The organism is Gramella sp. MAR_2010_147, from assembly GCF_900105135.1.
Taxonomy (GTDB): domain Bacteria; phylum Bacteroidota; class Bacteroidia; order Flavobacteriales; family Flavobacteriaceae; genus Christiangramia.
The window spans coordinates 2,098,867-2,116,459 of sequence record NZ_LT629741.1 but is presented as its reverse complement, the minus strand read 5'-3'; the positions used below and the strand labels follow the sequence as shown (position 1 = coordinate 2,116,459).

17 protein-coding genes and 1 tRNA gene are annotated in these 17,593 nt (G+C 36.7%); 10 read left to right on the top strand and 8 right to left on the bottom strand.

Annotation, left to right across the window (positions count from 1 at the left end; translation table 11 throughout):
• Positions 1 to 118: 118 nt before the first annotated feature.
• The 3 genes from BLT95_RS09590 to BLT95_RS09580 form a co-directional block, all read right to left on the bottom strand.
• Positions 119 to 2,578, bottom strand: coding sequence for a ribonucleoside-diphosphate reductase subunit alpha (locus BLT95_RS09590; protein WP_089665873.1), 2,460 nt, complete (start codon positions 2,576 to 2,578; stop codon positions 119 to 121).
• 157 nt (positions 2,579 to 2,735) lie between these two features.
• The gene (locus BLT95_RS09585) at positions 2,736 to 3,713 is read right to left on the bottom strand and encodes a ribonucleotide-diphosphate reductase subunit beta (protein ID WP_089665872.1); all 978 of its coding nucleotides are present in this window, start codon (positions 3,711 to 3,713) and stop codon (positions 2,736 to 2,738) included.
• 576 nt (positions 3,714 to 4,289) lie between these two features.
• A complete protein-coding gene (locus BLT95_RS09580; RefSeq protein WP_089665871.1) occupies positions 4,290 to 4,865 on the bottom strand; it encodes a DUF3109 family protein in 576 nt (191 codons plus the stop codon).
• A gap of 135 nt (positions 4,866 to 5,000) precedes the next feature.
• Here BLT95_RS09580 and BLT95_RS09575 point away from each other — a divergent pair, with 135 nt between their 5' ends.
• From BLT95_RS09575 to BLT95_RS09565, 3 genes are read left to right on the top strand one after another with little or no spacing between them, the layout of a single operon-like run.
• Positions 5,001 to 5,582: a MarC family protein gene (locus BLT95_RS09575; protein WP_172822583.1), complete on the top strand. Its 582-nt coding sequence runs from the start codon at positions 5,001 to 5,003 to the stop codon at positions 5,580 to 5,582.
• Positions 5,579 to 5,773: a hypothetical protein gene (locus BLT95_RS09570; protein ID WP_089665870.1), complete on the top strand. Its 195-nt coding sequence runs from the start codon at positions 5,579 to 5,581 to the stop codon at positions 5,771 to 5,773. Before BLT95_RS09575 ends, BLT95_RS09570 begins: the two co-directional genes overlap by 4 nt.
• Positions 5,774 to 5,775: 2 nt before the next feature.
• Entirely contained in the window at positions 5,776 to 6,384 is a 609-nt protein-coding gene (locus tag BLT95_RS09565) for an FAD-dependent oxidoreductase (RefSeq protein WP_089666895.1), read from the top strand.
• 309 nt (positions 6,385 to 6,693) lie between these two features.
• Here BLT95_RS09565 and BLT95_RS09555 read toward each other — a convergent pair whose 3' ends face one another.
• From BLT95_RS09555 to BLT95_RS09545, 3 genes are all read right to left on the bottom strand, one after another.
• The gene (locus BLT95_RS09555; protein ID WP_089665868.1) at positions 6,694 to 8,286 is read right to left on the bottom strand and encodes a S41 family peptidase; all 1,593 of its coding nucleotides are present in this window, start codon (positions 8,284 to 8,286) and stop codon (positions 6,694 to 6,696) included.
• Positions 8,283 to 8,714 (bottom strand): dCMP deaminase family protein, encoded by a 432-nt coding sequence (locus BLT95_RS09550; RefSeq protein WP_089665867.1) that lies wholly within the window; start codon positions 8,712 to 8,714, stop codon positions 8,283 to 8,285. The genes BLT95_RS09555 and BLT95_RS09550 overlap by 4 nt, the downstream gene beginning before the upstream one ends.
• A 90-nt stretch (positions 8,715 to 8,804) precedes the next feature.
• Entirely contained in the window at positions 8,805 to 9,392 is a 588-nt protein-coding gene (locus BLT95_RS09545) for a HupE/UreJ family protein (protein WP_089665866.1), read from the bottom strand.
• A gap of 416 nt (positions 9,393 to 9,808) precedes the next feature.
• On the opposite strand from BLT95_RS09545, the gene BLT95_RS09540 reads away from it, so the two are divergent.
• Both BLT95_RS09540 and BLT95_RS09535 read left to right on the top strand, forming a co-directional pair.
• Positions 9,809 to 10,378 (top strand): hypothetical protein, encoded by a 570-nt coding sequence (locus BLT95_RS09540; protein WP_089665865.1) that lies wholly within the window; start codon positions 9,809 to 9,811, stop codon positions 10,376 to 10,378.
• Entirely contained in the window at positions 10,353 to 10,616 is a 264-nt protein-coding gene (locus tag BLT95_RS09535; RefSeq protein WP_157718037.1) for a LuxR C-terminal-related transcriptional regulator, read from the top strand. Before BLT95_RS09540 ends, BLT95_RS09535 begins: the two co-directional genes overlap by 26 nt.
• A 51-nt stretch (positions 10,617 to 10,667) precedes the next feature.
• On the opposite strand, the gene BLT95_RS09530 is transcribed toward BLT95_RS09535, so the two are convergent.
• On the bottom strand, positions 10,668 to 10,898 hold the full coding sequence (locus tag BLT95_RS09530) for a hypothetical protein (protein ID WP_089665863.1): 231 nt from the start codon (positions 10,896 to 10,898) through the stop codon (positions 10,668 to 10,670).
• A gap of 234 nt (positions 10,899 to 11,132) precedes the next feature.
• Between BLT95_RS09530 and BLT95_RS09525 the strand changes: the two genes are divergently transcribed.
• A tRNA-Leu gene (locus BLT95_RS09525) sits at positions 11,133 to 11,214 on the top strand.
• Between the two features lie 94 nt (positions 11,215 to 11,308).
• Here the strand turns inward: BLT95_RS09525 and BLT95_RS09520 are convergent.
• Positions 11,309 to 12,268: a lipid A deacylase LpxR family protein gene (locus tag BLT95_RS09520; protein ID WP_089665862.1), complete on the bottom strand. Its 960-nt coding sequence runs from the start codon at positions 12,266 to 12,268 to the stop codon at positions 11,309 to 11,311.
• 232 nt (positions 12,269 to 12,500) lie between these two features.
• On the opposite strand from BLT95_RS09520, the gene BLT95_RS09515 reads away from it, so the two are divergent.
• The 4 genes from BLT95_RS09515 to BLT95_RS09500 are packed head-to-tail and all read left to right on the top strand — an operon-like array spanning position 12,501 to position 17,582.
• On the top strand, positions 12,501 to 13,187 hold the full coding sequence (locus BLT95_RS09515; protein WP_089665861.1) for a TetR/AcrR family transcriptional regulator: 687 nt from the start codon (positions 12,501 to 12,503) through the stop codon (positions 13,185 to 13,187).
• Entirely contained in the window at positions 13,177 to 14,841 is a 1,665-nt protein-coding gene (locus tag BLT95_RS09510; RefSeq protein WP_089665860.1) for an ATP-binding cassette domain-containing protein, read from the top strand. Before BLT95_RS09515 ends, BLT95_RS09510 begins: the two co-directional genes overlap by 11 nt.
• Complete coding sequence (locus tag BLT95_RS09505) at positions 14,842 to 16,197, top strand: HlyD family efflux transporter periplasmic adaptor subunit (protein ID WP_089665859.1); 1,356 nt, start codon at positions 14,842 to 14,844, stop codon at positions 16,195 to 16,197. It begins immediately after the preceding gene.
• Positions 16,194 to 17,582 (top strand): TolC family protein, encoded by a 1,389-nt coding sequence (locus BLT95_RS09500; RefSeq protein ID WP_089665858.1) that lies wholly within the window; start codon positions 16,194 to 16,196, stop codon positions 17,580 to 17,582. The genes BLT95_RS09505 and BLT95_RS09500 overlap by 4 nt, the downstream gene beginning before the upstream one ends.
• Positions 17,583 to 17,593: the final 11 nt, after the last annotated feature.

The following is a 17,593-nucleotide window of genomic DNA, read 5'->3' as shown; positions in this document are numbered from 1 at the left end:
GCAATAGGGATCCTGGATTTTAATCCAGAATCTTCTGCTCCAGGAAGATTTGGAATAAAAAAAGGGAAGTAACTACTACTTCCCTCTTCTTAAATTCAAATTTGAATTAGCCAAATTTTTAAGATCCGCACATTAAGCAATCATCCCCTTCTCCTTCTTTAGACTGAGCAATAATAGCTCTTAGTTCCTCTGGTGACAAAGCTCCTTCTTTTTCAGATTGTTCAGAGATAGCAGGCGTGGTTTCTGCCTTTAGTTTTTCTGCAGCTTTTGCCGGTGCTTCTGAAACTACTGCTACGGGTTCTTTTTTCTTTTCTTTTTCCAGGGTGAATTTAATGGCATCCACCGCAGATTTGGTTCGAAGATAATACATTCCTGTTTTGAGTCCGCTTTTCCATGCATAAAAATGCATTGAAGTAAGCTTGCTGTAATTGGCATTTTCCATAAAGAGGTTGAGCGATTGCGACTGATCTATAAAATATCCTCTATGCCTGGACATGTCTATAATATCTTTCATGCTCAGTTCCCAAACCGTTTTATAAAGCTCCTTTAGATCTTCCGGAATAATATCAATATCCTGTACAGATCCATTATTTCTCATAATAGCATTTTTAACGTCATCTGTCCAAAGATTTCTGGAAACCAGATCTTCCAGCAAATGTTTATTTACCACGATAAATTCACCTGAAAGTACTCGTCTAGTATAGATATTGGATGTGTAGGGTTCAAAGGCTTCATTATTTCCTAAAATCTGGGAAGTGGATGCAGTTGGCATAGGAGCAAGCAAAAGTGAGTTTCTAACTCCATTCTTCATTACCTGTTTACGAAGTTTTGCCCAATCCCATCTACCGCTTAGATCTTCATCCTTGATACCCCAAAGATTGTACTGGAATTCACCTTCACTAATAGGAGAGCCTTTAAATGTTGAATAAGGACCTTCTTCTTTTGCCAGTTCCATGGACGCTGTTACCGCAGCAAAATAAAGTGTTTCGAAGATCTCCTGGTTTAATTTCTTAGCTTCATCTGAAGTGAATGGCATTCTTAACCTTATAAAAGTATCAGCAAGACCCTGCACGCCAAGTCCTACAGGCCGATGACGTATATTGGAGTTTTCAGCTTCTTTTACCGGATAGTAATTACGGTCAATTACCTTATTAAGGTTTTTTGTAACCCTTTTGGTGATCTTAAAAAGTTCTTTATGATCAAACTCGTTTCCTTTAACGAACATTGGTAAGGCGATAGATGCAAGATTACAAACTGCTACTTCATCTTTACTGGTATATTCCAGGATCTCTGTACACAAATTGGAAGAACGAATAGTTCCCAGATTTTTTTGATTGGATTTACGGTTCGCAGCATCTTTATAAAGCATGTACGGAGTTCCCGTTTCAATTTGAGACTCCATGATCTTTTCCCACAGCTCACGAGCTTTTATTGTTTTGCGACCTTTGTCTTCTTTTTCATATTTCTCATAGAGCTTTTCAAATTCATCTCCATAAGTATCAAAAAGTCCAGGGCATTCGTGTGGACACATTAATGTCCATTTTTCATTCTGTTCCACTCTTTTCATAAAAAGATCTGGCATCCACATCGCATAAAATAGATCACGGGCACGCATTTCTTCTTTTCCGTGGTTCTTTTTAAGATCCAGGAAATCAAAAATATCGGCATGCCATGGCTCTACGTACATGGCGAAAGAACCTTTTCTTTTTCCACCACCCTGGTCTACATACCTGGCAGTGTCATTAAAAACGCGAAGCATTGGGACGATACCGTTGGAAGTGCCGTTTGTACCAGAAATATACGAACCGGTAGCACGAACATTGTGAATAGATAAACCAATACCTCCTGCAGACTGGGAGATCTTAGCCGTCTGCTTTAATGTATCATAGATCCCGTCTATACTATCATCTTTCATAGTAAGAAGAAAACATGAGGACATTTGAGGTTTTGGTGTACCTGAATTGAAAAGTGTTGGGGTGGCGTGCGTAAAATATTTTTTAGACATCAGCTCATAAGTTTCTATAGCCGCGTCAAGATCATCAATATGTATTCCTATAGAAACCCGCATCAACATATGCTGGGGCCGCTCTGCGATTACCCCGTTTAATTTCAGTAGATACGATCTTTCCAGGGTTTTAAAGCCGAAATAATCATACCCAAAGTCACGATTGTAAATAATGGTAGAATCCAGTTTCTCTTTGTTATCGGAGATCACTTTATAAACTTCATCTGATAATAGCGGTGCTTTTTCGTCGGTACGCGGATTTACATATTCATATAAATCTGTCATCACTTCTGAAAATGTCTTTTTGGTGTTTTTATGCAGATTGGAGACTGAAATTCTTGCAGCAAGTTTCGCGTAATCTGGATGAGAAGTAGTCATAGTTGCAGCAATTTCGGCTGCAAGGTTATCCAGTTCACTGGTAGTAACATTGTCGTAAAGTCCTTCAATTACCCGCATCGCAACTTTTACCGGATCAACAAGTTCATTCAGGCCATAACAAAGCTTCTTAACTCTGGCCGTAATTTTGTCAAACATGACGGGTTCTTTTCTGCCGTCTCTTTTTACTACATACATAGGCTGTATTTTTAGTTAGCGGTGCCAGAGGATCTTTGTGAAAGAGCACTAGCATTCCAGGCCGGTGATTAAAACCGGATTAATAAATTAAAATTTCGGGTGAAAAATATTAAAGTTCAACTAGCGCCCCGTTGGGGGACGAGACGCAGTTGCTCTTTTAGAAATCGGCGTCAAAGCTGATCTCGTCTGATTCTTTGTCTTTGTTCATAACTCCTGCCTTCTGGTATTCGCTTACGCGCTTTTCGAAGAAATTGGTTTTACCCTGCAGGTTGATCATGTCCATAAAGTCGAATGGATTTGAAACATTATATTCTTTCTCACATTCCAGTTCAACCAAAAGCCTGTCTGTTACAAACTCAAGATACTGAGTCATCAACTTAGCATTCATTCCAATTAAACTTACCGGAAGTGATTCTGTAACGAATTCACGTTCTATATTTAGAGCATCGATAAGGATCTCTCTTATTTTTTCTTTTGGCACTTTGTTTACCAGGTGATGATTATGGAGATGAACCGCGAAGTCACAATGCATGCCTTCATCTCTGGAAATTAACTCGTTAGAGAATGTTAATCCCGGCATTAATCCACGCTTTTTTAACCAGAAAATAGAACAGAAAGCACCCGAAAAGAAGATCCCCTCTACTGCTGCAAAAGCGATCAATCTTTCAGCGAAAGAATCTGATTCTATCCACTTTAATGCCCAGTCTGCTTTTTTCTTAATAGCTGGAAAAACTTCAATCGCTTTAAATAACTGATCTTTTTCTTTATCATCCTTTACATAAGTGTCTATCAATAAAGAATAGGTTTCAGAATGTATATTTTCCATCATGATCTGGAAACCATAAAAGAATTTGGCCTCTGAATATTGAACTTCATTTACGAAATTCTCTGCAAGATTTTCATTTACAATTCCATCTGAAGCTGCAAAAAATGCCAGAATGTGTTTTAGGAAGTAACGTTCGTCTGAACTTAGTTTGTTATTCCAATCCGTAAGATCCTGATGAAGATCAATTTCTTCAGCGGTCCAGAAACAAGCCTCCATTTTTTTATACCAGTCCCAAATATCATGATGTTTAATTGGGAAGATCACAAATCGATCTTTGTTATCCTGTAAAATGGGTTCTTGCTGAGCCATAATTATTCCGGTTTTTTCGGTAGTTTTTAACTTTTATTGAAAAGTGTTTAACAAATATTTAAAAATGAGACGTATAATGAAAGAATTTAGGCTAAACGTTTTCAACAAAGTTTTCAACATGTTTAAGCCTTGATTTTTCATACATTCTTGTTAAAACATGGAATCAAGTGACTGAAAAACAATTGTTTGTAATTTGTTAATAATTTTATGAGCAAGCAAAGTCTTCTTGCTAATTCAGCTAGTAATTATGACCTGAAATCGTCTTGAATCGGGCGGAAAATAAAGGATTTTATATGCGAAAACCGGTAAATATTTACCGGTTTTCTAGAAAACAGAATTAACATTTTGGTTGGTCCACCTATAAAATTGTTGGTATAGATATTCTTTTTTAATTCTATGATAATCATATGATTCCCTTAATAAAATGATTTAAGAGAAATCGATATTACAGATAAAATCTTTTCGGGGGGTAGAAAGGTCTTTAATAGTAACTCCTTTCCATGAATTTAAGTCTCTAAATATAGTAAAATATTCGCTGATATTATAATTTAAGTATCTGAAAATTAATTCGTTATATTATTTCCTGGTCAGAACATTTTTGGCTACTTCCTCTAATTCACCATACCAGTCTTCTCCAAATTTTCTAATCAGCGCGTCTTTTGTGAACTTATAGATAGGAACCTGAAGTTCAGCCCCAAGGCTGCATGCATCATCACAAATTTCCCATCGATGATAATTTACCGCAGAGAACGATGAGTAATTCTGAACTCTAACTGGGTATAAATGACAGGAAACAGGTTTTTTCCAGTCGATATCTCCCTGGTTATAAGCCTCTTCAATTCCGCATAGCGCAGTCCCTTTATCATCAAAAGTAACATAGGCACAATCGGCATCATCTATCAATGGGGTTTCGATTTCACCATTCTCACGAGTAATATAGACTCCCTGTTTTTCGATGGCTTCGATACCTTCTTTTCGCAAGTAAGGTTTTACTTTAGGATAAATCTCCTCCATAATTGCCCGTTCTTCAGGTTCTACCGGAGCTCCGGCTTCACCATCGATGCAGCAGGCGCCTTTGCAGGCTGAAAGATTGCACACAAAATCATTTTTAATGATCTCTTCAGAAACTAAAGTTTTACCTAATTGAAACATGGGGCAAAGATAATTTTCTAAGTCTTAAGGCGAAGAAATTCTGGAATAAAATTCATATAAAATTAACATGGTTGTGGAATTGTTAATCAGATAAGATAAAGTACTTTTGCACGCAATTTTGAAAATAAGCTGGTTATGTTTAAAGTGTTAGATTTCAGGCAAATATTTACCGCAGGGATGATTCTTTTTGCAGTGATTGATATTATTGGAAATATCCCTATAATTATTGATTTACGTAAAAAAGTTGGGCATATCCAGAGCGAAAAAGCATCCATCGTAGCGGGGGTGATTATGGTGGTATTTCTTTTTCTCGGAAAGGAAATTCTAAACCTTATTGGGATAGATGTGAATTCTTTTGCGGTTGCAGGTTCATTTATCCTGTTCTTCCTGGCTTTAGAAATGATCCTGGGGATTAGTTTATATAAAGATGATGCGCCAGAGACTGCCTCTGTCGTTCCTTTAGCCTTCCCATTAATTGCGGGAGCGGGAACTATGACCTCCTTGGTTTCTTTACAGGCAGAATATGAAACAGTAAATATTATTGTTGCTATAGTTATCAATATTATATTTGTATACCTGGTTTTAAAATCTTCAGGAAAAATTGAGAAGGTGCTGGGAAGCCAGGGGATTAATGTAATTAGGAAAGTGTTTGGGGTAATTCTTCTGGCAATTGCTGTAAAACTTTTCGCCGCGAATATTCAGAGTTTATTTTCATGAAGTATCTTATTTATACCATTATTTTTCTAGCCGTTGTTTTTATTGGAATTAGTGTACGATCACTGGATCTTGATAATTTAATGGAAGGCGACAGCGGGAATGCATTGATTGTTATTGCTGCGAGCCTTTGCGTAATTGTTCTTATGGCTATCTTGTTAACGTCTAGAATGATTGCCAGGAAACATAAATAATGATGGATTTTGACGTATTAATTATTGGCGGTGGAGCCGCAGGACTTTCGTGTGCTTTGGTCATAGGTTCCGGTCTTGACAAGGAATTTGCTGAAAATAGAAAAGCAGGAATTATCCTGCATCAAAAGTCTTCTCATTTGCAGTCTGCATTGCTTAAAAATGTCTTCGGAATTGCACCCGGAACAAAAGGGATGGATGTACTGGATCAAGGTGTTAAGCATCTTACAGATATATATCCTGAAATGCGACAGGTTTCTTCGGAAAAAGTAAAGGAAGTAAATGAGATAAATGGGGGATTTCGGGTAATTACTAATAAGAGTGAATACACCACAGAGAAAGTAGTGGTCGCTGTAGGTTACACAAGCCCTTTTAGAATTAACGGACTCGAGGAGTATTTAATTCCACATAAAAAAGCAAAAATATCCAAAGACAGGGTCCAGCTAAAGAATGATGACCATTTAGTGAAACCGGGGTTATATGTTGCCGGAACACTGGCCGGCTGGCGTAGCCAATATGCTATCGCAAGTGGTAGCGGTGCCGCTGTGGCAACAGATATATTAACCAATTGGAATAATGGAGAGCACACCAAGGTGCATGATAAATTAGCTTAAAAAGTAAAAAATAAAGCTAATTGGGAATGTTATGATGGCTAATGCCATAAAACTCTGCTGTAGATTTCTATATAAAAGAGCCCGTTTAAGTTGTCTGGTGAAAATTTTATCATCACTAGAGCTTATTTGTCTCTTTAAAATATTTCGGGAAACATTAGATGTATTCACCAAAATATCTTTTTTCAAAAAAAGATAGGTGCTATTATCCAGTAGTCTGAAAGACACTGCGATTATAAATAAAAACAAAGGAGTTAGTGGCCAGATAGCCGATAGATATTGTAAAACATTTTCCATCGAGAATCCAAAGTATCATTTTTCCCTGGACAACTCAATTACTTTCATAATTATTCGGTCATCTTCGTTTAAATACCGTTCAAATGCATTAGTACCAAATAATTGTTGGGCAATTTCGGCTTTCAAATATTTCTTTAGAAGAGGTTTGCGTTCTTCACTTGTTCTTTCGTTACCAAGATTCATCGTTCTTAAATAGCGGTCAAAATCACTAATCATTTCCGGAGTTATTAGAATCTTTTCTTTGAATTCATCTTTGGTAATAGAATTGTAATATTCCCTGTTTTTTTCCAGTATGTCAAATACAAAGCGACTCATATAGCCGCTGCGTAATAAAAAGGTTAGTTTCTCTTTTTCAGAATCTGTATCTTTTGGTACAAAAATATCGGGGATGATGCCTCCTCCTCCATAAACGATCTTGCCGCCAGGAGTTTTATATCTTAATGAATCGTTGACTTCAATACTGTCTTCATTGTTTAATTCACCATTCTTGTAACGACGCATATAATCATTAAAGTAAGACTCATTCCCGTTTTTATAGGGCTTTTGAATAGATCTTCCCGTGGGGGTATAATATCTTGCAATGGTAAGTCTAACAGCACTACCGTCTCCTAATTCCATTTCCCGTTGTACAAGACCTTTTCCGTAAGATCTACGTCCTATAATGGTTCCTACATCATTATCCTGCAATGCACCGGCAACAACCTCGCTTGCAGAGGCAGAATTTTCATTAATAAGCACAAAAACCTTCCCGTTCTCAAAACTTCCTTCCCTCTGCGCATAGGTCTCTTCTATAGCTCCGCTTTTGTTTTTAGTAAAAAGAATGAGCTTGCCGTCTTTAATGAATTCATCTGCTATATTAATGGCTTCAGAAAGATAACCTCCGGGATTTCCTCTCAAATCCAGCGTTATCTGTTTAGCTCCTTCTTTTTTAAGCTCTTTTATAGACTGACTGAATTCCTTATAGGTAGTTTCAGAAAACCGGTCTATTTTGATGTAACCAAGATCTTCAGTAAGCATATAGGAGGCGTCTACACTTTTAAGCGGGACTTTGCCTCGTTTCAGTTTGAAGGTAAGAAGATCTTCTATGCCTTTTCTCAAAACTTTTAAGGTAACTTTTGTATTAGCCTTTCCTTTTAACTGGGTAGTAATAGAATCGTCACTTATTTCGCGATCAAATAATTTTTCGCCATTGGCATACAGGATACGGTCGCCGCCCCGAATACCAATTTTTTCGCTGGGACCACCTTCTAAAGCTTTTATTACAACAATGGTATCCTGAATTTTATAAAAGCTAACTCCAATTCCAACAAAATCACCTTTCATATTTTCGGTGACTCGGCTATATTCATCTTTTGGGATATATACAGAATGCGGATCCAGATTTTCCAGGATCTTGTTTACAGTAACATCTACAATACTATCTGTATTAACATCGTCTACATATTCATAATCTATGTAGTCTATAAGCCTGTTAAGTTTTTGCTTTTTTGGATTAGCAGAAAAAAGTTCGTCTGTAGGGTGAAAGTCAAGTCTTGCGCCAAGTATTAAACCAATGGCACATGCAATACTAAGTAATAGTGGTGTGTATATTTTATTCCTGCCTTTCAATCTTCCAGTTCTGTTATTTGCTCGAGATCAACTCCGGCTCTTTTTAAAAATTCAAGGCCTGAATTATCTTTATAATCTATTTGATAAACCAGCCTGCTAATACCAGATTGGTGTATTAGTTTACTGCATTCCTTACAGGGGGACATGGTGATGTATAATGTGGCATCCTTGCATGACTGTGTAGAACCGGCTACCTTAAGTATTGCGTTGGCCTCTGCATGTAAAACATACCATTTAGTATAACCTTCATCATCTTCACAAAAATTTTCAAAACCTGTTGGCGTACCATTGTATCCGTCAGAAATGATCATTCTATCCTTTACAATTAACGCGCCAACCTGTTTCCTGTTGCAATGGGATAATTTACTCCATTCTTTAGCAATTCTCAAATAAGCTTTATCAAATTTCAGCTGTTTTTTCTTATTCATGACAACTATAAGTATCTAGGTTGCAGAAATTAATAATAGGTTGCAAATTAATAGATTATTGATGAAAATATAGCTAAACAGACCTTTTATCTATAGCGCCAGATAACTTTCAACTAGAATAGGTAAGATAACTCCAATAACAATTGAGGCGGTGACCATGATCCAGTCTCTTTTTGATACGTTAAGAACGTTTTGAAGCAGAAAACCTATGATCATAACTGCAAAGACAACAATCAATTGTGCGGTTTCAATTCCCAATGCAAACTCAACCAAAGGCCAGAATTTACTTTCAGCTCCTGAAGCGATCATTTTAAAATAAGATGAAAATCCCAACCCGTGAATTAATCCAAAAAAAACGGTGGTGAAATAGAGTAAATTAAAATTAGTATTTCTAAGTTTTTTTCCGGCCGTTGCCAAGTCAAAAATAGCTGTCGCTAATATGGTAACGGGAATTAAAAACTCTACATAATTAGCATCTACTCGTACGATCTCATAAACCGAAAGGAAAAGAGCCAGAGTGTGGCCCAGGGTAAACAGAGTGACCAGCCACAATACACGTTTCCAGGTACTAAAACCGTAGGAGGCAACTAGCACGATAAGAAAAAGCACATGGTCGTATGCCTGCCAGTCCAGAACGTGATCTAGTCCAAGCTGAAAATAAAGCCAAAATTGCGACATAGTTGAGTTTGTTAGCGAAGTTTCGAAAGTACAACTTATTGGAATAATTGCAAAAATGTGAGCTATGAGTGAAATTATCTGAACCGAATGGACAAACCAAAAATACCTTTTTAATGGTATTTTTTTACTGAAGCTTCAGATGTATCTTAGCAATGACAATTAATTGATTTCGATTAAAATTTTTGGATACATAGAAATTTTGAGTAGGGTCAAAATTTCGAAATGTTATGTTGGGGTAAAATAATATATGGTGATCCAACTGCTGAAAAAAATCATTATTTGTCGTAAAAGCCTTCAGGATATTCCCGAAGGCTTTTTATTTGACTCCGTTCTTCGTAAAAATAGGATTGATTAATAAAATCAAACACCTTAGAATTTTATAATTCTTATATTTATTTTTCAATTAATAAACTCCTATGCAGGAAGATATTGAGAAGATCTCAGATTTCTGGAAAAAAACCTATTCAAGTCAGATAAGAGAGTATCGCGGTTTTGAAATTTCAGATGATTTCAAAAGGTTCGCTTCGGTATTTGCTCTTGGGCATTCCTATTTATATATCGTAAACCTTCATGATTTTGAATTAGAATATGTTTCAGATTCGGTAGAACTTTTTACGAATAAGAATCCCGGGGAGGTTAAATTAAACGATCTTCTAAGAATGATACTACCGGAGGAGATCGATAACATCAATTTAAAAAGCAGGGTCATAAGTGATTTTTACACCTCCTTTTTAGAAAAAGATCTTGTGCTGGCTTATAAGAACATGTTTTCTTATCGTTTGAAAGATGTTAATGGACAGGTAAGGACGATGCTTTATCAGGCAATTCCGCTAAGTGTTTTAGAGAATGGAACACCAGAGCATGTCTTGTGTATCCAAACCGATGTATCACACTTAAAGGTGTCCAGTACCAGTGCCGTATCTTTTATTAATATGAATGGCGGGGAATGTTATTTTAATATTGATATTTCTAAAAGGAAAATTTGATCCCCAGGCTTACGATGGAGGGAAAAATGATCTTGCAGAACTTTTTACAAAAAGAGAAATGCAAATAGTGGTTAGATTATCTAGAGGATTTAATGCAGAACAGATTGCGAATGAACTTAATCTATCTCCTCATACCATTAAAACTCACCGAAGAAATATCCTTAAAAAAAGTGGCTGTACAAATACTACAGAATTAGTGGCGAAATGCCTTGCCAACGGTGTAATTCCACCGGGATAGCATAAAAAAAGCCCTGTACAACAGGGCTTAAAATTTACTCAATGATTATTTTTAAATCTGTGGTGTTTCTTGCCCGCTCTCTTTTGTTGTATTTAGAGAATCTGCAGTAATTTCAGCTTCCATAGTTTCTGGGATGTTATCTGTTTTAACTTCAAGATTAGCATCATCCTGGATATTAACTTCTTCAACATTCTCCTCTACGGCATCCTTATTCTCATTTTTACATGAAGTAACTGAAATCATAAGAACAAGTGCAAGAGCACCAAAAAATTGTTTTTTCATTTTATTTGATATTATTAAAAATCGGGCGAATATATTTCAAAAAACAATATGCTGAACATTTTCAATAAAAATTATCTAAAGAATATAAAGTACATTAAATCAGATAATTAAATACTTTGTTTTTAGGGCGCAGGATTTCAAAAACCATTGGCAGGAGAAATTTTTATTGATGGGAATAATTTTTATTGAATTGAATCCTTAGAACTAAAATTTTTATATTTTTGCCATCCACTAGCTCGAGTGGCGGAATTGGTAGACGCGCTGGATTCAAAATCCAGTTCTTTCGGGAGTGCGGGTTCGATTCCCGCCTCGAGTACTAAAGAGATAAGCCGACTTTCATGAGTCGGCTTTTTTGCTTCAGATAATAATATTTTATACAAAATTCTTCAAGTATTTTTTTCATCTAAAACCTAAAATGTAAACCCAATTCTAATTCCTCCCCATTTGGTAGGGGATCCAGAATCAAATTCGCGAGTAAGTACCGTGCGCGAATATTCAAAATATAATGTTCTGGTCTTTAATATAAAACCATAATTAAATTGGCCGGTAAGTCTCGTTATTTCTTCAGAAGGAATCGTATACGGACTATCATTATTAAAAACTCCTCCTTGCAGTGTGGCATCATAGCCGATTAAGTTTCCTAAAACCTGGGAATATCCATAAAACTGAAATTTACTATTTCTTTTATCATCTGAAAATGCTGAATTTATAAGTCCAATATTAGTGTTGAGGCCAACAGATGCATTCGTAAATAAAGTACCAACTCGTGCGGTAGAGTTAGATTGCAGCGATACATAGTCTCCCGCTCTAAATAGCTGTTTTTCATAAGCTATCTCGTAGTTTATAACCATATCATTCTTTATCTGATTTCTCCAGCCTTTGGGAATGGTGTTTCCCGTGATCTTATGAATACCCGCCTGCATTTCTTTTCCAAAAGCACCGGGACCTATAAGCCCTAAACTTAACGAAGAGGTTAATCTGGACTTTGCCAGTGTATCTGTGGTAATGGCGAAACTCTTTAACATGATCGCGGCCGCAAAGGGGCGTTCTCCAAATTGGATTTCCGGACTTCCAATATCTGGAGCTGTAAAACCAATATGTTCTATGGCCAATCCATATTTGACCTCAGAATTTTCAGATGTTAAGAATAGATAATTAGCGGGATTTTTTTCTAAAAAGGGAGCAACCAGTTCAAAACTGTAACCTTGAGTATAATTTTCATCAGTACCAGAGAAATAATCGTTATCGTAATTGAATCTAAAATAAGAATCATTTTTAATATCCCGGAAAGATACCAGGTTATCTATTTTTTGAGCCGGTAAAAGGCTCGGAATCATAAAAAATAAAACAACAAGAGGATTATACTTCATACTATCATTTACGCAATGAGATAGGAACCGGTTTTAGCGAATAAATTTGTTCAACTTAATAATTGTAAATATCTAACTCTTTTATTTATCAATATCCTAGGACTGCGATGGAAGCTAGAGTTCGAGCTAAAAGCTTTTTCGCCATAGAATTTGTATTGAACAATGGTTAAATAAAAGTAAAACTTTTAAAGTTAATAGTAAAACTATTATATTTGTCAAATTTTAAGTTGGGATGGAAGAATTACTAAAAAACTTACGAATATCGGTTAGCGATAGCCTATACCTTAAAGATCCTGAATCCAGTGAGCTGGGAAGAAGGATTATAGAACATGGTATTCTGCTAATCGATAAGATTGGTTTTGAAAAATTCACTTTTAAGAAATTAGGTGCAGAGATTCATTCTAATGAAAGTTCTATTTATCGCTATTTTGAAAACAAGCATAAGTTCCTGGTATATATCACCAATTGGTTCTGGGGCTGGAAAGAATATCAGCTAACATTTTCAACCTTTGGTATTCATGATCCGGAAGAAAAATTATTGAAAGCTGTAGAAGTCATGGCGCATCCTGTAGAGCAGGATATCCGTTTTCAGCATATAGATGAGATGGCTCTCAATAATATTATTATTAATGAATCTTCAAAATCATATCTCACCAAAAAAGTAGATGAAGAAAACAAATCTGGTTGTTTTATGCTTTATAAAAATCTGGTAAAGCGATTTAGTGAAATGATTGGAAACCTGGATCCGGATTATAAATATCCATTCAGTCTGGCAACTACCATAATCGATGGTTCGCTGCACCAACATTTTATAAGTCAGCATTTTTTAAGTATTACAGATAGTGTGGATGAAAATAATCCTTCCATGTATTTTAAAAATTTAGTCTCAAATCTTCTAAATATATCCGATGGAAAATAAACTAACACCATTTCAGAGATTTATTGGATTGCTGAAACTGGAGCGCAGAGATTTCCTGCAGATCTTTTACTATGCTATTTTCGCCGGACTCGTAAGTCTTTCTGTTCCGCTGGGAGTTCAGGCGATTGTAAATTTAATGCAGGGTGCCAGGATTTCAACTTCCTGGTTCGTACTGGTTATCATTGTAACCCTGGGCGTTGCTTTTGTGGGAATTCTTCAATTGATGCAGATTAGGATTCTGGAGAATGTTCAGCAAAAGATTTTCACTAGATCTTCTTTTGAATTTATTTATCGTTTTCCAAAAATTAGAATGGATCAGCTTCGCAATTTTTATCCTCCGGAACTGGCCAATAGATTCTTTGATGTACTTATAATTCAGAAAGGACTTTCAAAAGTAATTATAGATTTTCCGGCGGCATTAACCCAGGTGGTCTTCGGTTTAATTCTGTTGTCACTTTATCACCCGTTCTTTATAATTTATGGATTGCTACTAGTTTTTTTAATTTACGTAGGTTTCAAAATTACCGCAAAAAGAGGTCTGGACGCCAGCCTTCTGGAATCTAAATATAAATACAGGATCGCACATTGGATTCAGGAAGTAGCCAGAAGTCTGGTAAGTTTTAAGATATCTGGACGAACCAATCTGGCTATCAATAAGAATGACCGTATGCTCACCGAATATTTGGTTGCGCGTGAAGGTCATTTCCAGGTGCTTAAAATACAATTTATTCAACTCATTATATTCAAGGTTTTGGTTACCGCAGGACTGCTGGCAATTGGAGGGATCCTGGTTCTTAATCAGCAAATGAATATCGGGCAATTTGTGGCTGCAGAGATCATCATTTTATTAATTATCGGTTCCGTAGAAAAAATTATTCTTGGCCTGGAATCTTTCTATGACATCCTTACTTCTCTGGAAAAAATGGGAGAGGTGGTAGACAAGAAACTGGAAGAACAGGAAGGAGATGAACCCTTTAATTTAGGCGAACCACTTACTATAGAATTTGATGGGGTAAATTATAAAGGTTTCAATGAGGAGCGAATTATTAAAAATGTAAATTTTAAAATAAATCCTGGAGACAGGATTCTGTTGAAGGGAACAAACGGTGCGGGTAAATCTACATTGCTTAAACTTCTTGCAGGTCTTATAAGGCCCAGCGTAGGTGAGATTTATGTAAACGATCTATCTCTAAAAAGTGTAAAGCTTAATCATTATAGAGGTATGCTTGGGCATTCTATAACCGAAGAAACTCCCTTTGAAGGGACAATTCTGGAAAATATTACACTTGGCGATCAGGATATTCCCATTCAGGATATCCAGTGGGCACTTGAGAAGACCGGGTTACTTGGCTTTGTAAGACAGCAACCCAAAGGCTTAAATACTATGATCTATCCAGAAGGGATCCAGATGCCTTTTTCGGTTTCAAAAAAGCTAATACTTGCGAGGAGTATTGTGAGGCGTCCCTCGGTTCTTATTCTAAACGATCCGTTGAATCAATTAGATCCTGAAGAAGAAGAAAGAATACTTAATTTTCTTTTTAGCGAAGAGAATAAATGGGCGATCCTGGTGGCCGGAAAAGGGGAGAAATTGGAAAGGTTATGCAACAGGCAGCTTTTCATGAAAAATGGAAAATTAACGAATAAGATCTTGTAAATGCTGAATATCACACATAACAAGCTGCACGAAAAAGTAGATCTTTTACAATATGCCTCGGGTAAGAAGGTTTTCAAAGAACGAAGCCGGAAATACTTCAATAGATTTCTGATCTCGTTTGGAGTGATCTTAATCATAGTTTTATTCCTGCCCTGGACACAAACGGTGGCTGGAAAAGGATATGTGACCACGCTAACTCCAGAGCAACGACCTCAAACCATACAGTCACCTATCCCGGGTCGAATTGAGCGATGGTATATCAATGAAGGTGATTTTGTTGAAAAAGGAGATACGATTCTACATATTTCAGAGATTAAAAATGAATATTTCGATCCGCAGTTGGTAGATCGTACCGGAGATCAGATTAGTGCGAAGGAAAGTTCGAAAAGGTCTTATGAAAATAAGATTCAATCTTTAAACAATCAGGTAAAAGCACTTCTACAAGAGAAACGATTGAAAATCAATCAGGCTGAAAATAAATTACAACAGAGCAATTTAAAGTTCCGAAGTGACAGTATAGATCTGGAAGCTGCGAAAACAAATCTTGCAATCGCCGAAACACAATTTGAAAGGGCCAGAATGTTGAATGAGGAAGGACTGAAATCGATGACAGATCTGGAGAACTCCAGATTAAAACTTCAGGAAGTTCAGGCAAAAAAAGTTTCCCAGGAAAATAAAGTGCTGGCTGCTAAAAATGATATTATTAATTCTGAAATAGAACTAAACCGCCTGGAAGCAGAATATCAAGAAAAGATCTCCAAGACCCAGAGTGATCGTTCTTCCGCCGAAAGTGCCATGTTTCAGACCCGTGCTGATATTAGTAAACTTGAAACCTCTTATGCCAATTATGATAAGAGGCGTGGCTTGTACTATATTCTGGCGCCACAGGATGGTTATATTAATAAAGCGATTAAAGCGGGAATTGGTGAAAGCTTTAAAGAAGGAGAACCATTGGTAGGTATTATGCCTTCTAATTACGAACTGGCCGTGGAAACTTATGTGGCTCCCATAGATATGCCTCTGTTGCATGTTGGGGAATCTGTGCGAGTTCAGTTTGATGGCTGGCCTGCGATTGTATTTAGCGGCTGGCCTAATAGTTCTTACGGAACTTATGGTGCAAGGATCGTAGCCATTGAAAACTTTATAAGTGCTAACGGAAAATACCGGGTTCTACTGGCGCCTGACGAAGATGAATATGCCTGGCCAAGTGAGATAAAAATTGGTTCGGGAGCCTCTACGCTGGCTTTACTGGAAGATGTACCTATCTGGTATGAACTCTGGCGCCAGTTAAACGGATTCCCTCCAAACTATTATTCTCCTGCCGATGCCGCAAATACAAAAGCGACTGAAAAATGAGAAAATTAATCTGCATTGTCATAGTATTGCTGACTCAGGTTACTTATGCTTTTCAACAGGATAGTTTAAGTCTGGATTTTGAGGAGTATCTGGCTATTGTGAAAAAATACCATCCGCTGGTAAAACAGGCGGGGTTAAAAGTTGATGAAGGAGATTTTAAACTTCTTAAAGCCCGGGGTTATTTTGACCCTAAGATTGAAGCAGATTTTTCTGAAAAGGATTATAAGAATACTGAGTATTATAACATTTTTGGAGCGGCCTTTAAGATCCCAACTTATTACGGACTTGAATTCAATGCGAAATTTGAAGATAATTCCGGGGAGTATCTAAATCCCCAGAACACGGTTCCAGATGAAGGTCTTTATTCGGCTGGGGTTTGTCTGGACATCACCAATGGTTTATTTATGAGCGAGCGTATGGCTGCTCTTAAACAAGCGAAGATATATCAGGATCAGTCCCAGGTGAAGAGGGATCTTATGATTGCTGATATTTTGTATAATGCTTCCAGCACTTATTTTGAATGGTATAGTGCCTATCAGAAACTATTGCTGTATCGTAATTTCCTGAATAACGCCGAGTTCAGACTGAAATCTGTAAAAACCCAGTTCAGGTTAGGGGATAAACCGGCGATAGATACCCTGGAAGCGAATATTACTTTAGAAAACAGGGAACTTCAATTAGAGCAAGCCAAATTGAATTATGTGAAAGCTTCTTTGAAATTATCAAATTACCTCTGGACAGCATCTAATATTCCATTAGAAATTACTCCGGAAGTAGTGCCGAATGACGATCTTTTTGAAAGAGTGACCGCCATGTGGATTGATAATGAAATTGAAGCCACAGAAGATATCGAGCAAAATCCTAAGATCAGGTTTCTGGAATATAATCTTGATATGTCGCAAATTGAAAGAAGGTTGAAATCCAATAAACTATTGCCAGATCTTGATCTTAGTTACAATTTTCTTACGAATCAGCCGGAGGAATGGCGAGGGATCAATACACAGGATTATAAATTTGGTTTCTCTTTCAAATTACCCATTTTTCTAAGAAAAGAGCGCGGGGATCTACAACTGGCCAAACTGGAGGTCGAAAATTCGCAATATGAACTTTTAAACGCCAGTCTGGAAATTCAGAATAAGTTAAAAGCACTTCAGAATGAGATCATTTCTTTCAGAAATCAACGCTTTAAACTGAATGGCTTGGTAGATGATTATGGAACGCTGGTAGATGCAGAACAAAGAAAATTTCAATTGGGAGACAGTTCACTCTTTCTGGTAAATAATCGCGAGAATTCATTTATTTCAGCAAAACTCAAAGAGATTGAAGTGATAGTAAAATACCTGAAAAGTCAGGCAGAATTGCTGAAAATCAAAGCCATTTTTTAAAACCGACATTC